The organism is Escherichia sp. UTM R2 (assembly GCF_048593455.1).
Lineage (GTDB): Bacteria > Pseudomonadota > Gammaproteobacteria > Enterobacterales > Enterobacteriaceae > Escherichia > Escherichia coli.
On record NZ_JBFWDY010000002.1, the window covers coordinates 2,320,055 to 2,334,048 of the forward strand.

The following is a 13,994-nucleotide window of genomic DNA, read 5'->3' on the forward strand; positions in this document are numbered from 1 at the left end:
TGGCCGGATAGTCCTTCGCTCTCCGGCCACTTGCAGGCTATGATAGTTCTCCAGTCACAGGAGAACGTTAATGAAACCGCAGGTGTACCACGTCGATGCTTTTACCTCACAACCGTTTCGCGGCAATTCTGCCGGTGTTGTTTTCCCCGCCGATAATCTTAGCGAAGCGCAAATGCAGCTTATCGCCCGCGAGTTAGGCCATTCGGAAACTGCTTTTCTGCTGCACAGCGACGACAGCGATGTGCGCATCCGCTACTTTACGCCAACGGTTGAAGTGCCGATTTGCGGTCACGCGACAGTAGCTGCGCACTATGTACGTGCGAAGGTGTTAGGTTTAGGAAATTGCACGATCTGGCAAACATCGCTGGCAGGAAAACATCGCGTGACTATCGAAAAGCACAACGATGATTATCGTATTTCGCTGGAACAAGGTACGCCGGGCTTTGAACTGCCGCTGGAGGGTGAAGTACGCGCGGCGATTATCAACGCATTGCATCTTACTGAAGACGATATTCTGCCGGGTTTGCCGATCCAGGTCGCGACGACCGGGCATTCTAAAGTGATGATCCCATTGAAGCCGGAAGTGGATATCGACGCTCTTTCGCCTGACCTTAATGCGCTGACCGCTATCAGTTAACAGATTGGCTGCAATGGTTTCTTCCCGTTCCAGATCCGTCCAGGCAAAAACGAAACCGATGGTCGCATGTTCTCGCCTGCGATTGGTATTGTGGAAGATCCGGTGACTGGCAATGCCAATGGCCCGATGGGTGCATGGTTGGTACATCACAACGTATTGCCCCACGATGGCAACGTGTTGCGTGTTAAAGGCCATCAGGGGCGCGCATTGGGGCGTGACGGTATGATTGAAGTGACGGTGACAATTCGTGATAACCAACCGGAAAAAGTCACCATTTCAGGCACAGCGGTGATTTTGTTTCATGCCGAATGGGCAATTGAACTCTGAAACCGTTGTCTGATGCGCTTCGCCTGTCAGGTCTACAACCGGGCTAATGTATGCCGGATAAGGCGTTTACGCCGCATCCGGCAACCTGACATAAATTATTTTCCCGCCTCCGGGTGCGTATCAAACGCCGCCATCACCAGCGCTAACTCATCCACGGTAAAGCCATGTTTCGCATCATCCACGCCCAGACCAAACTGTTCTTGCATCACAGCATATAATGACGCCACATCCGGTAGATTTCGCTGCTCCACCGCGTGCCCATTTTCATAATGGGTAAAATGAAAATTGGTCAGTGTCAGCTTGCCGCCGTCCGGCAAATGGCGGCACATCAGCAAATGATGGCGAAAATGCGACTGCGGCCAGTGCGCCGACCAGAAATTGCCCATCACATAATCGCTTTGTTGCTGCTCGCAGAGATCAAAACGGTACATCGACTGCCAATGCTGATGATGATTAAACTGCAACACCCAATCATCACCCTCCTGCAACAACCGATACTCTCCGTGTGGCGTGGTCTGCACGAGATCGGAAACTAAACGAATCGGCGCGGTTAGCGTCTGCCCACCGAAACCGACATCAGCAATCCATTTTTCCTCTTCCAGTTCCACCAACAGCAAACGATGGGTGCGCGGAGGTAATGCTGGCGGATTTGATAACACTACGCGCCCTAACAAGCTGCGAACGTTAAACCCCAGCTCGCGTAACACCCGCTCAAACACGCCATTCTGCTCAAAACAGTAACCGCCACGACGGGCTATCACCAGTTTCTCTTCCAGCGATTGATCATCAAGCTGTATTTCCCTCGGCAGCAAAACGTCAAGGTTTTCAAACGGAATGGTGCAATTGTGTTTCAGGTGCAATGCACGAAGCGTATCAATATTGACCGCAGCAGCTCCCGACCAGTTAATACGGGCAAAATAGTGATTCAGAATGGGCGTCATCAGGCGTTTCCCTTAGTGGTTTTCTCAACTTATAACCTGGAATAGACGCCGCACCGGCTATTTTGTGCGATCGCGGACATGCATCACGTTTGCAAATCGCCAATCCCGTTAATTTCGTTACTTATTGCGTTACGGACTACGCTTAAAAAAACCTTCTTCGCGAGGCGATACCATGAGCCGATTCATCCCCATAGAATTACACCATGCCAGCCGTCTATTAAATCATGGCCCAACTGTCATGATCACCAGTTTCGATGAGCAATCCCAGCGGCGTAACATTATGGCTGCAGCCTGGTCAATGCCGGTGGAGTTTGAACCGCCACGCGTGGCGATTGTGGTAGATAAATCGACATGGACCAGGGAGTTGATTGAACGTAACGGTAAGTTTGGCATCGTTATCCCGGGCGTTGCAGCAACTAACTGGACGTGGGCAGTGGGAAGCGTGTCGGGTCGTGAAGAAGATAAATTTAATTGCTATGGCATTCCGGTGGTGAAAGGTCCGGTGCTTGGTTTGCCACTTGTTGAAGAGAAATGCCTGGCGTGGATGGAGTGCCGCCTGCTACCTGCGACTTCTGCGCAACAAAAATACGACACGCTGTTTGGCGAGGTGGTATCAGCAGCGGCAGACGCACGGGTATTTGTCGAAGGCCGCTGGCAGTTTGATGATGATAAGCTCAATACGTTGCATCATTTAGGTGCTGGCACGTTTGTTACCAGCGGCAAGCGAGTTACGGCGGGTTAAGCATTACATGCTGTAACCGGGTTTCTTTATCAAAGCCTCCATTTGGGGCGCGATTTCGGCATCCCAGATAGCTTGCCAAGATTCTGGTTGAATCTGCTGTAGAGCAATGCTTATCGAACTGTCTTTACTGTTCAGATGGCGAATAATAACGTCGGTAATATCTGCAGCAAGTGCTGCTTTTTGTTGTTCGTCCAGTTCACGCGGAAAACATTTAATGTCGATGTGCGGCATGATTGTGCTCCTTTTGAAAGATGTCAGTAAAATTAACACACATTGTGAATTTTCAGTCCTTTCCATTCAAACGTGAAATCAATAAGTTCATCAGGGACATCGCAAACAATATGAATACGGATTTCTTCTCTGCCGTGACTCTTTTCACTCATTGCGTAACTGTCATGCGCTGGATTATTTAATTCTTTCAGCGGAAATTTTTCCTCAAAGGCTTTATTTAGCCGCCCCTGGTTTCCTTTTACCGCGAATAAATAATCACCTCCCTGTTTTTGTATCTTCTCTGCAATATCTTTCTGGCAACCCATCGCATCAGTTGTGATGATTTTTCCTTTAATATCCAGCATGTTAAGAAGTTCTGGGATAGCTGTAATCTCATTAGATTTCTCATCCGTCTTGATCTGTCCGATGACCAGACTGTGCATTGTTGAGAACGCACTAATGACATGAATCGCTCCCCTGCGGCGACTCTTATCATAAGAATGCCGGAGCGTTTTTCCATCAATTGCAATGACGTCTTTATCATCTGAAGAATGGCAGTCACGCATCCAGTTAATAAAGCACTCGTGAAATTTTGCAGGACTGATACAGGATACAACTCTGGCAATGGTGTCGTGAACAGGAATACCATTTTCAAAATCACCATATTGCTTCAAAAAATCGGGATGTGTTTCCCCAAAATCCTCTATATCTTCCCAGCCTTCTGCACCAGAAATAACGGCACAAATAGTCAACAGTAGAATATCCGATAACTTATGTTCCATTTTCCAGGCTTGTCTGTAATCGGGGATAATAGAAATATGTCCCATCAATTTTTTAAGTTCCATTTTGTTCTCCTTAATTATGTAAGGAGTATTTGATCATGTGTAAGCAATAAAAAACAGCTTCAGGTAATAAGGAATATCTCAATTTTTAAACATAAAATGCGAATTGTTTAGTACAAAAAGTGAACTTCTGATGATCTTTCCCTGCTACCATGGCTCTTTACCACAGCAGCCGGGGTTGTTTGGGACCGACTTCCGACAGCAGATCCCGGTGGGCCTGCCACCATCTCTTCACAAGCTTATGCTTATTACATGCAAAATGTCCCGTTTTGCATCTTTGTGCCTACGGCACACGATGATCTTTCCCTGAATCTGCCCCTGAGAACCTGAATCAAACGTCTGACTCGCAGAACCATCTGTTTCTCGCGCTCTGTAGAACTTCATGAAAAAGTCATCGGTGCTTTTATCGAAAAATACATGTTCTACTAATTGAAGTCATCATCAAAAATTTTAATTAATCGAATCATACCTATAACCTTTTAATTTTACTTTTTTGTCTTCAACATTAAACACAAAAACCTCTTGGACAATTCTTTTTGAATATTCTGAGAAATATATCAATGTAATTTCATCGTTTGAAAATAATCCGCGAGTGATTTTTTCAGTTTTAAGGGTTGATTTTTTATAAGTCCCAAGATCTTTTTCTTTTGCTTCGTTCATTATGTCGATAAATTTTTTTCAGATGTGGCAGTCTGAAAATCACTTGAAGTGATTTTATATATATCACTGTATTTCCCTGTCTGATATAAACTACGAAAGATATTAACTTCTTGTCTAGCTGGTTCTATGTCCACTGGAGAACAACCACACAATAAAAATAAAACTAAAAATATATATTTTTTCATATTTCCTCCTGTTAATTGACCCAGCATTCTTGCCACGTTCTACAAGCCAGAGTCATAACTGAAGCGTCAACACCTGCACCGATACCAACAGATTCTGTCGATGATTCTGGATTATCAACATCCACTACATAAGTATACGCAAAATGCCCCCCAACTCCGCCGCCAACCGTTACACCTACTGAATTGCTGACTCCCGATGTAGGTAAAGACTTGGTCTCAGAATATGTGATAGCCGCATTTATCCCACCACCAATTCCTGCATGTCCGCATGCTGTAGCATAAATACAAATATCAGATAACATTTCACCTTTCTTTTTAGCAAACGCAACGCCAAGTCCTGCATGACCACCTAATGATATTAGATCTCCACTGCCAGTAATATCAATTGATGATGTTCCATATGAATCATCATGCCAAACATCATATAATAATTGATATAAATTATACAAACCCAAAGGATCCATCCTTATTATCGGATTCAGTGGGTAATTATACAGGTTCCATCCCCCCTCCAGCCCAATGGGGTCTTGTGTAAGATACGTGTGGTGTCAGTCTGCACCGTCGTCAGCCTGTCTCCGTCCCAGCCATACCACGTCACCTCCGGTTTACGCGACAGCGACATCCACCCCGTCAGGTCACGCTCCCGCCGCCAGACCCGTTTTGCCATTCGCCGTCCCAGCGGGTCGTAGAGGTAGCGGCTCTCGACCAGTGGCTCGCCATGCTGTATCCGCGTGTAGAACACCAGGCGGTGCTGGCTGTCGTAGTGGTAGTGGTGGGTCCGCTCGTCGTCCGTCCGGATAACACCCGCCGGGATGCGGTCCGTCTTCTCCGTCAGCCTGCCGTATTCATCGTGGCGGTAGACATAGTGCGCATCCTCCGCGATGCGGTTATCCGGCCACACTGTGAGTGTACTGTCCGGGTGCAGCTCCGGGTCCGGCAGCCGGTTGCCCGCCGGGTCCGTGGCATACGGGATGCGGATGTCCAGGTCTGGTGCGAGGGTGCGCACACTCTCCAGCCTGCCCGTGGCGCTGTAGCCGTATTCCCGCGTCTGTCGCGGGCCGCTGATGCGCACCAGGTCGCCGTTGTCATTCCACCCGTAGTCACGGTCATACACCAGGCTGTTCAGGTGCTGGCTCTGTAACTGGCCTGCGGGGGTGTATGTGCTGGTCAGTTTATATGCGGCATTACTGCCTGCCATGCTGCCGAAGCTGCGCACCGTCTCACGGTGCAGGCGGTCGCGCGTGAACTCCAGCAGCGGCGTCCCGCCCAGCTTCATGCCCGCAAGATAGCCGCTGCCGTAGGTCAGCCACTCCACCGGCGGCAGACTGTCCGGCGTGACGCGGTTTGCCAGCCCCTGTTCGTTGTACGCATGTCCGGTCTCATGGTGCCACAGCAGTTCCCCCGTCTCCGGGTTCTCCACCGTCTGGCGTTCGCCGGTCAGGCGGCCTTTATCGTCATAGCCGTAGTGGACCGACACGCGGTGGCCTTCACTGGTATGGCTGAGGGTGGTTGCCCCGTCAGCACAATTCGTCGTCCCGGCCATATCTCCGGCGAGCGACTCATTCCCCGCGCGGTTTCTGCATTGTTTCGCCAGCCGTCCATCTGCCAGCGGGCAAAGTTCTGCCCGTGGGCACCCTTGAAACGTCCGGGGTAGTCATACACTTCATACTGCGTGCGCTGGTAGTCCTGGTGCTGGCCTTCCTGTTCAAAACGTCCGGCCCAGCCGGGGCGTTTAAAGGTGTAGTCTTTGGTCACCACGGAAGAAGGGCGGATTTGTGCGCTGTAGCGGAACTGGCTGATGCAGAGGGTGCTCACCTCGGTACGGGTGTTCGGGTTCCATGGGATTTCAAAAGATTCGGGCAGATGGCGGACTGTGTCGCACAGCACCAGGCTCTGGTCGGTACTTTTGTAAGCATGCTCCTCATAAAAGAAGATGCCTTCCTCCGCCGCCATCCGGCACAGGAAATCGTAATCAGTCTCACCGTACTGGACACAAAACTCACGGGAAGGATGCGGCTCGCTGAACAGCGGACTCCATTCGGTCACCCCGTTTTCCTGCAACATCGTGCCGAGGATGCTTTTGATGTCCTCGTTCTGGAAGATACGGAAGTTCTGGCGCAGACCGGCACGCCACAGCGGCGGGTGCACCTTCATGCTGTACAGCATCTGGTTTTTGTCGTTCTCCCCGAGTTCAAACCAGGTCACCACGCCTTTCACCCGGCGCTGTACTTCATCGCCCTGCCATATCGTCAGGTAGGCCATTTTGTCCAGCACCTGCGCAAATTCAAGGGAGAGAAACTGCTGGCTGACCAGGGAGAGATCGAGGGAAAAGAGCGAAGAGAGTGACTGGTTCAGATGAAAGGAAACCACCGCAAAAGCATCCGGCGGCAGGCCGTCCACTTCCAGTGTGAAACGTAATCCGGTTGACATAGCAACCTCCGTGAAAATGAATAATAATCCGCACATATTGCATGTACAACATGTCGGGCGGATGAGATAAGCGAGTCGACATCTGGCGTTACCGGGGAATATCAGAAAAATGTCATGGTTATGTGATGATTTAGTCTGGGATTTTACTTCAGAGAAACGGGTGTCTGTTTAGTCAACAAAATAATCACAAACGCAACGGATGGGTTCTCGACGTTATTCACGACAGGCTCGTACATTACAGCGAGTAATAAAAAACCTGATATGCAAAGTCAAACCAATATTCATAATGTCTTTTTATTCACAACAATAAATAATTCAATAACAATCATTGAAATGAATGATGGTTTGTATAAGGAATATACGCTACCGCCCCACCCTGATAACATGATCTGCACATTGCCATCTTAACGTCGTTAAACACTAGCTTAATAGTGGATATTTCAAATTAGGAATTTATTAAATTCACCTGATGAATATAATAAGCAAATAGCATAGAAAATAATGACAACTCCCCCGAGGGGACCATTTCCAAAGCACTGCACCACCACCTGGTGCCGGATGATCTTGCTTCAGTGGTAAGAGTACCTGATGCATTGTTCCCAAAATGGTGTTTTCCCCTGCCCCTCCAATAATGTGTAGCTCTCACTTGATAATCTATTGATTAGGTTATATTAAGAATCAACATTTAAAATACATCCATTTTCTTGAATAAATCAACATGTTTATTAATCAATTGCTGTTTTAGCTCTGACTCATCAAGCTCTCCATATTTGTCCTACAGATAATTGCGAATAAATACAGAGAACGCCATTTATCCTTTTAGCATACCTGCCGGATATTTTTATTTGTATTAATATTAATTGCATCTCCAACTCCGAGCATATCCATCATTAAAAACATTTTGAGATTATAGAATGCCTGTGATAACAACTGAAACATCTGCACAATGTGAATAGTTAGTTTCTTTTCAGAGGAAATGAAATAGACACGCTGAATGAAAAGGAGAGTGATATAAATTAAAAAACATACCATGAATTTAATTAATTACGCCCATCATTGTGGATAAAGTTACTGAATAATAAATAACATAATCTTCTGGTATCCCACTCAAATAATTTCATTCCTTTTTAATACTTCTTGTAATTTCGGTAACTGACATACAGCATCAGCAATCGCACTGATATTCGTGGCATTATCCTGAAACCATTCATGCCCAGGCCCCCATGTGCGCATAGTGCAAAGATAACAGTCCACCAGCGTTAGTTGCTCACCAAACGCATAAGGTTCAGCAGTGAGCTGCGAATTCAACCAGATATAAAGCGATTTTCGATATTCAATAACATTCTTCTTTAACTGTTCAGGTGCGTCAGGAGCCCAACGCTCAGGGTAATCGGCGAAAGTGAATGTTGGATAGACATTAGCAACCAGCCAGACCAATAGCCGTTGAAACAGCTGACGTTCGGCGCGCCCAACCGGTGGCGCAAGGTCCGGGCGACGATCGAGAACCATCAATGCAATCGCCGCTGTCTCCGTCATAATCTCGTCATTTTCCAGCGCCAGTGTCGGAATCTGACACAACGGGTTCAGGGTTTTCAATAACTCGCGTGAAGTTCCCTCGTGGTCAAAACCACTGACATCAAAGAACTGATAAGGAATATCAGCCAGTGTTAGCATCAGCTCACTGATTGTAGAGCCCCATCCGGGTACGCCATACACCTTAACCATATGCCCCTCACAATCTTTTAAAGATTAAGTGTAGGACAGTACACAGGTTAACCAGCAAAAGGATTTGTCATTTTTTCGTCAGTTGTATTATTCCCCTTCAGGATTGTAAGGGGATGTTTTGCATCGTTTATCGATAACGGGTAGGATGCTGCGCCGATAGTTTTATACCCATAAAGAATAATGGTGATAACTATCATCGCCAGGATGAATAAACATTGTTCATGGCAACTTATATGACTTTTTCATTAAAGCAATCAGGGAGAGCAATGAGTAAACACGACACCGACACTTCAGATCAACACGCCGCGAAACGCCGCTGGCTTAATGCCCACGAAGAGGGGTATCACAAAGCGATGGGCAATCGCCAGGTACAGATGATCGCCATTGGCGGCGCGATTGGCACCGGCTTGTTTTTAGGTGCAGGAGCCCGACTGCAAATGGCGGGGCCCGCACTGGCACTGGTCTATTTGATCTGCGGCCTGTTTTCATTTTTTATTCTACGTGCATTGGGTGAGCTGGTGTTACACCGCCCTTCCAGTGGCAGTTTTGTCTCTTATGCCCGTGAGTTTTTGGGTGAGAAAGCCGCTTATGTTGCTGGCTGGATGTATTTCATCAACTGGGCGATGACGGGGATTGTCGATATCACCGCTGTAGCGCTGTATATGCATTACTGGGGGGCGTTTGGCGACGTGCCGCAGTGGGTCTTTGCGCTCGCTGCGCTGACCATCGTAGGCACCATGAACATGATCGGTGTGAAATGGTTCGCAGAGATGGAGTTCTGGTTTGCACTCATTAAAGTGCTCGCTATTGTGATCTTCCTGGTGGTGGGTACGGTGTTCCTCGGTAGTGGTCAGCCGCTGGATGGTAATACCACAGGGTTCCATTTAATTACCGATAATGGCGGTTTCTTCCCGCACGGGCTGCTGCCTGCACTGGTGCTTATCCAGGGGGTGGTTTTTGCCTTTGCATCGATTGAACTGGTAGGTACTGCGGCTGGTGAATGTAAAGATCCACAGACGATGGTGCCGAAAGCGATCAACAGTGTTATTTGGCGTATCGGTCTGTTCTATGTGGGTTCGGTGGTTCTGCTGGTGCTATTGCTGCCGTGGAATGCATACCAGGCCGGGCAGAGTCCTTTTGTGACTTTCTTCTCTAAACTTGGCGTGCCGTATATCGGCAGCATTATGAATATTGTGGTGCTGACCGCTGCACTCTCCAGCCTGAACTCAGGCCTGTACTGCACCGGGCGTATTCTGCGCTCAATGGCGATGGGCGGTTCCGCACCGAGTTTTATGGCGAAAATGAGCCGTCAGCATGTGCCGTATGCCGGGATTCTGGCGACACTGGTTGTGTATGTCGTCGGCGTATTCCTCAACTATCTGGTGCCGTCACGCGTATTTGAGATTGTGTTGAACTTCGCGTCGCTGGGAATCATCGCTTCATGGGCGTTTATCATCGTGTGCCAGATGCGCCTGCGTAAAGCGATTAAAGAAGGCAAAGCAGCGGATGTCAGTTTTAAACTGCCTGGCGCGCCCTTCACTTCCTGGCTGACATTACTGTTTTTACTGAGTGTCCTTGTGCTGATGGCGTTCGATTACCCGAACGGGACTTATACTATCGCGGCGCTGCCGATTATCGGTATTCTGCTGGTTATAGGCTGGTTTGGTGTGCGCAAACGCGTTGCTGAAATTCACAGCACTGCGCCAGTCGTCGAGGAAGATGAAGAAAAACAGGAAATCGTGTTTAAGCCTGAAACGGCGAGCTAATTGCAAAATTGCCCGGCTACGTGCCGGGCAACTTCAAATTACTGACGAAGGTGTGCCGCATGCGGCGTGATAAAAGTCAGGCAAGTCTCTCCGTTTTCACCCTCGCCATATCTATTACAGCGCAATACGAATCACATCGTCCGGCTGGGTAGCTTCCTGCTGTTTAGTGGATTTTTGTTTTACACTGACATACAGCGTTTTGCCATCGGCAGACAGCGCTAGGCTGTTCGGATGAGTCGGCGTATCGAACGTTTTCACCACTTTATAGCTTTTCGCGTCAATCACACTGACTTTACCTGCCTGACGATGCGTTACGTAGGCTTCATTACGCGCTGGGTTAAACAGCACAGCCAGTGATTCCGGTGCCGCAACCTTCGCCAGAATATTGCCATTACGGGTATCGACCACTAACACTTCTGCCGCTTTAGAATCGGTGATAAATGCACGCTGCCTGGCGATATCAAGGCTAATGTTGATAAAGAAGTGCTCTTTGCCGTCATCCAGCAGCTTTTTACGGCTGAGGATTTTATTGTCGGCGGTGTCGATGGTAATCAATTCGCCGTCAGCGTTAGTGGTGTAAAGACGTTTGCCTTTGCTATCCAGCGCCAGACCGGTACTCATTTTACCGGTGTTCTGGATGGCGGTTTTCAGTTTGATATTCTCGCCATCAACGACCCAAATCACGCTCTCTTTACCAATACCACTGATGTAAACGGTGTTCGTGGCATCATCAGCTACCAGCTCACGCGGTTGCAGCGGGCGCACCTCTTCCGTGCGCTTACGATCATCCAGCACCAGACGGCCTTTCACTTCGCCCGTTTTGGCATCTATCGCCGTGAGCGCGCTGTTTACGGTGTTACCAAACCACAACGTCTGAGTCGTGTTATTGATGGTGGTACCAAACGGCTTGAGATCGTTATGGATCGCCTGCGTCACTTCCAGAGTGACCGGATCAAGACGATAAACCACGCCACCTTTATCCAGTTTGCGGCTTTGCGAAGTGGCGAGCCACAGTGCGTTTTCTTGCTGGCTATAAGCCATTTCGTAGGCACCTTTACCTACCGCTTTACGCAGCATTTCTTCTGCGGCCTGCGTACTGAATGATGAAGCAACAAGCAATGAACCTAACAGTAATGAACCACGCAGGCGCGATGAAAACAGATGACGTAAATGCATGACGACTCCCTTTGATGAACCGATATTTTTGCTGCTTCACAATGCTTCGCTAAGCGTAATCATCGTTACGCTCTTGTTATAAATGGGAATGGTAATCATTATTTTCTCAAATGTGGAGCATTTCTTGCCGTTACGACTACAATTTTCTCAATTACTTAACGTATCGTGCCGTTTCGTTTTCCATAAATTTACAATTTCATTACCATAACGGCGTTTTCCCATTCTTAACCTGGCTTTTTTCATGAAGATTTTTTCCGTCCGACAGACCGTTTTGCCCGCACTACTTGCCCTTTCCCCCGTTGTTTTTGCCGCTGATGAACAAACCATGATTGTCAGTGCCGCACCGCAGGTGGTTTCAGAACTGGATACCCCAGCAGCAGTAAGCGTGGTGGATGGCGAGGGGATGCGCCTGGCAACACCGCGCATTAACTTGTCCGAATCACTGACCAGCGTGCCTGGTTTGCAGGTACAAAATCGGCAGAACTATGCGCAAGATTTACAGCTGTCGATTCGCGGATTTGGCTCCCGCTCCACTTACGGAATTCGCGGTATTCGCCTGTATGTGGACGGTATTCCCGCCACCATGCCCGACGGGCAAGGGCAAACATCCAACATCGATTTAAGCAGTGTGCAAAATGTGGAAGTGCTGCGTGGCCCCTTTTCTGCCCTGTATGGCAACGCGTCTGGCGGTGTAATGAATGTCACCACCCAGACCGGACAACAGCCACCAACCATTGAAGCCAGTAGTTACTACGGCAGTTTTGGCAGCTGGCGCTATGGGCTGAAAGCAACGGGCGCAACGGGAGACGGCACACAACCCGGCGATGTTGATTACACCGTCTCAACCACGCGTTTTACGACCCACGGCTATCGTGACCATAGTGGCGCACAGAAAAATTTAGCCAATGCCAAACTGGGCGTACGCATTGATGAAGCCAGCAAATTAAGCCTGATTTTCAATAGTGTGGATATCAAAGCAGATGACCCAGGTGGGCTAACCAAAGCAGAATGGAAGGCGAATCCACAACAAGCGCCTCGTGCAGAACAGTACGACACGCGAAAAACCATCAAGCAAACTCAGGCTGGGTTGCGCTATGAACGTAGCCTGAGTTCGCGGGATGATATGAGTATGATGATGTATGCCGGAGAGCGAGAAACGACCCAGTACCAGTCAATACCCATGGCACCACAACTTAACCCGTCACATGCGGGCGGCGTGATTACCCTGCAACGCCATTACCAGGGAATAGACAGCCGCTGGACACACCGTGGTGAACTGGGCGTTCCGGTCACGTTCACTACCGGCCTGAACTACGAAAACATGAGTGAAAACCGCAAGGGCTACAATAACTTCCGCCTGAATAGCGGCATGCCGGAGTACGGGCAAAAAGGTGAGTTGCGTCGCGACGAACGCAATCTGATGTGGAACATCGATCCCTATTTACAGACGCAGTGGCAGCTGAGCGAAAAACTGTCGCTGGATGCTGGCGTGCGCTACAGCTCCGTGTGGTTTGATTCCAACGATTATTACGTTACTCCAGGTAACGGCGATGACAGCGGTGATGCCAGTTATCACAAATGGCTACCTGCCGGTTCGTTAAAATATGCAATGACCGATGCCTGGAATATCTATCTGGCAGCCGGGCGTGGTTTTGAAACGCCGACGATTAATGAGCTGTCTTATCGTGCTGATGGGCAAAGCGGTATGAACTTTGGTTTAAAACCATCCACCAACGATACAATTGAGATCGGCAGTAAAACGCGTATTGGTGATGGGCTGCTTAGTCTCGCATTGTTTCAGACCGACACCGATGATGAAATTGTTGTCGATAGCAGTAGCGGTGGGCGTACGACTTACAAAAATGCCGGAAAGACCCGTCGTCAAGGCGCTGAACTGGCATGGGATCAACGTTTCGCGGGAGATTTTCGCGTAAACGCGTCCTGGACCTGGCTTGATGCGACCTATCGCAGCAATGTTTGCAACGAACAGGATTGTAACGGTAATCGGATGCCAGGGATCGCCCGTAATATGGGCTTTGCGTCGATAGGTTATGTACCGGAAGATGGTTGGTATGCAGGCACGGAAGCGCGTTATATGGGCGATATTATGGCAGATGATGAAAATACGGCAAAAGCGCCGTCTTATACTCTCGTCGGCTTATTCACCGGGTATAAATACAATTACCACAATTTAACTGTGGATTTATTTGGTCGTGTCGATAATTTATTCGATAAAGAATACGTTGGTTCTGTCATTGTCAATGAGTCAAACGGGCGATATTACGAACCTGCGCCCGGACGAAATTATGGTGTCGGCATGAATATTGCGTGGAGATTTGAGTAATTACCTTGA

11 protein-coding genes and 5 pseudogenes are annotated in these 13,994 nt (G+C 48.6%); 5 read left to right on the top strand and 11 right to left on the bottom strand.

The window, feature by feature from the left end; all coding sequences use genetic code 11:
• Positions 1–70: 70 nt before the first annotated feature.
• Positions 71–964, top strand: a pseudogene (locus tag AB4H76_RS12040) (PhzF family isomerase).
• 95 nt (positions 965–1,059) lie between these two features.
• Here AB4H76_RS12040 and nhoA read toward each other — a convergent pair.
• Positions 1,060–1,905: an N-hydroxyarylamine O-acetyltransferase gene (nhoA, locus tag AB4H76_RS12045; protein ID WP_000187904.1), complete on the bottom strand. Its 846-nt coding sequence runs from the start codon at positions 1,903–1,905 to the stop codon at positions 1,060–1,062.
• 172 nt (positions 1,906–2,077) lie between these two features.
• Here nhoA and AB4H76_RS12050 point away from each other — a divergent pair, with 172 nt between their 5' ends.
• The gene (locus tag AB4H76_RS12050; RefSeq protein WP_000085912.1) at positions 2,078–2,647 is read left to right on the top strand and encodes a flavin reductase family protein; all 570 of its coding nucleotides are present in this window, start codon (positions 2,078–2,080) and stop codon (positions 2,645–2,647) included.
• Between the two features lie 3 nt (positions 2,648–2,650).
• Here AB4H76_RS12050 and pptA read toward each other — a convergent pair whose 3' ends face one another.
• Both pptA and AB4H76_RS12060 read right to left on the bottom strand, forming a co-directional pair.
• Positions 2,651–2,878 carry a tautomerase PptA gene (gene pptA / locus AB4H76_RS12055; RefSeq protein ID WP_001120141.1) on the bottom strand — a complete coding sequence of 76 codons (228 nt, stop codon included), beginning with the start codon at positions 2,876–2,878 and terminating at the stop codon, positions 2,651–2,653.
• Between the two features lie 50 nt (positions 2,879–2,928).
• Positions 2,929–3,702, bottom strand: a pseudogene (locus AB4H76_RS12060) (ISAs1-like element ISEc5 family transposase); the annotation flags it as partial.
• Between the two features lie 327 nt (positions 3,703–4,029).
• On the opposite strand from AB4H76_RS12060, the pseudogene AB4H76_RS12065 reads away from it, so the two are divergent.
• Positions 4,030–4,128 (top strand): annotated as a pseudogene (locus tag AB4H76_RS12065) (IS1 family transposase); the annotation flags it as partial.
• 21 nt (positions 4,129–4,149) lie between these two features.
• On the opposite strand, the gene AB4H76_RS12070 reads toward AB4H76_RS12065, so the two are convergent.
• From AB4H76_RS12070 to AB4H76_RS12100, 7 genes and pseudogenes are all read right to left on the bottom strand, one after another.
• Entirely contained in the window at positions 4,150–4,359 is a 210-nt protein-coding gene (locus AB4H76_RS12070; RefSeq protein ID WP_001001073.1) for a hypothetical protein, read from the bottom strand.
• Positions 4,359–4,544 (bottom strand): hypothetical protein, encoded by a 186-nt coding sequence (locus tag AB4H76_RS12075; protein WP_088543184.1) that lies wholly within the window; start codon positions 4,542–4,544, stop codon positions 4,359–4,361. Before AB4H76_RS12075 ends, AB4H76_RS12070 begins: the two co-directional genes overlap by 1 nt.
• Positions 4,545–4,555: 11 nt before the next feature.
• On the bottom strand, positions 4,556–5,008 hold the full coding sequence (locus AB4H76_RS12080) for a hypothetical protein (RefSeq protein WP_001449436.1): 453 nt from the start codon (positions 5,006–5,008) through the stop codon (positions 4,556–4,558).
• Between the two features lie 71 nt (positions 5,009–5,079).
• Positions 5,080–6,054: pseudogene (locus tag AB4H76_RS12085) on the bottom strand (RHS element protein); the annotation flags it as partial.
• A pseudogene (gene tssI / locus AB4H76_RS12090) lies at positions 6,051–6,974 on the bottom strand (type VI secretion system tip protein TssI/VgrG); the annotation flags it as partial. The pseudogenes AB4H76_RS12085 and tssI, both read right to left, overlap by 4 nt.
• 819 nt (positions 6,975–7,793) lie before the next feature.
• Positions 7,794–8,006, bottom strand: a complete 213-nt coding sequence (locus AB4H76_RS12095; RefSeq protein WP_000226995.1) for a YncH family protein — start codon at positions 8,004–8,006, stop codon at positions 7,794–7,796.
• Between the two features lie 75 nt (positions 8,007–8,081).
• On the bottom strand, positions 8,082–8,699 hold the full coding sequence (locus AB4H76_RS12100; protein WP_077491680.1) for a glutathione S-transferase family protein: 618 nt from the start codon (positions 8,697–8,699) through the stop codon (positions 8,082–8,084).
• A gap of 266 nt (positions 8,700–8,965) precedes the next feature.
• Here AB4H76_RS12100 and ansP point away from each other — a divergent pair, with 266 nt between their 5' ends.
• A complete protein-coding gene (gene ansP / locus AB4H76_RS12105; RefSeq protein ID WP_001400324.1) occupies positions 8,966–10,465 on the top strand; it encodes an L-asparagine permease in 1,500 nt (499 codons plus the stop codon).
• Positions 10,466–10,579: 114 nt separating this feature from the next.
• Here the strand turns inward: ansP and AB4H76_RS12110 are convergent, their stop codons facing one another.
• The gene (locus AB4H76_RS12110) at positions 10,580–11,641 is read right to left on the bottom strand and encodes a YncE family protein (RefSeq protein WP_121689834.1); all 1,062 of its coding nucleotides are present in this window, start codon (positions 11,639–11,641) and stop codon (positions 10,580–10,582) included.
• 241 nt (positions 11,642–11,882) lie between these two features.
• Between AB4H76_RS12110 and pqqU the strand changes: the two genes are divergently transcribed.
• Entirely contained in the window at positions 11,883–13,985 is a 2,103-nt protein-coding gene (pqqU, locus tag AB4H76_RS12115; protein ID WP_077491674.1) for a TonB-dependent receptor PqqU, read from the top strand.
• Positions 13,986–13,994: the final 9 nt, after the last annotated feature.

Excerpts from the sequence above, each read along its gene's own strand:
- nhoA (WP_000187904.1), bottom strand. The coding sequence starts at position 1,905 with ATGACGCCCATTCTGAATCACTATTTTGCCCGTATTAACTGGTCGGGA.
- AB4H76_RS12050 (WP_000085912.1), top strand. The coding sequence starts at position 2,078 with ATGAGCCGATTCATCCCCATAGAATTACACCATGCCAGCCGTCTATTA.
- pptA (WP_001120141.1), bottom strand. The coding sequence starts at position 2,878 with ATGCCGCACATCGACATTAAATGTTTTCCGCGTGAACTGGACGAACAA.
- AB4H76_RS12070 (WP_001001073.1), bottom strand. The coding sequence starts at position 4,359 with ATGAACGAAGCAAAAGAAAAAGATCTTGGGACTTATAAAAAATCAACC.
- AB4H76_RS12075 (WP_088543184.1), bottom strand. The coding sequence starts at position 4,544 with ATGAAAAAATATATATTTTTAGTTTTATTTTTATTGTGTGGTTGTTCT.
- AB4H76_RS12080 (WP_001449436.1), bottom strand. The coding sequence starts at position 5,008 with ATGGATCCTTTGGGTTTGTATAATTTATATCAATTATTATATGATGTT.
- AB4H76_RS12095 (WP_000226995.1), bottom strand. The coding sequence starts at position 8,006 with ATGGTATGTTTTTTAATTTATATCACTCTCCTTTTCATTCAGCGTGTC.
- AB4H76_RS12100 (WP_077491680.1), bottom strand. The coding sequence starts at position 8,699 with ATGGTTAAGGTGTATGGCGTACCCGGATGGGGCTCTACAATCAGTGAG.
- ansP (WP_001400324.1), top strand. The coding sequence starts at position 8,966 with ATGAGTAAACACGACACCGACACTTCAGATCAACACGCCGCGAAACGC.
- AB4H76_RS12110 (WP_121689834.1), bottom strand. The coding sequence starts at position 11,641 with ATGCATTTACGTCATCTGTTTTCATCGCGCCTGCGTGGTTCATTACTG.
- pqqU (WP_077491674.1), top strand. The coding sequence starts at position 11,883 with ATGAAGATTTTTTCCGTCCGACAGACCGTTTTGCCCGCACTACTTGCC.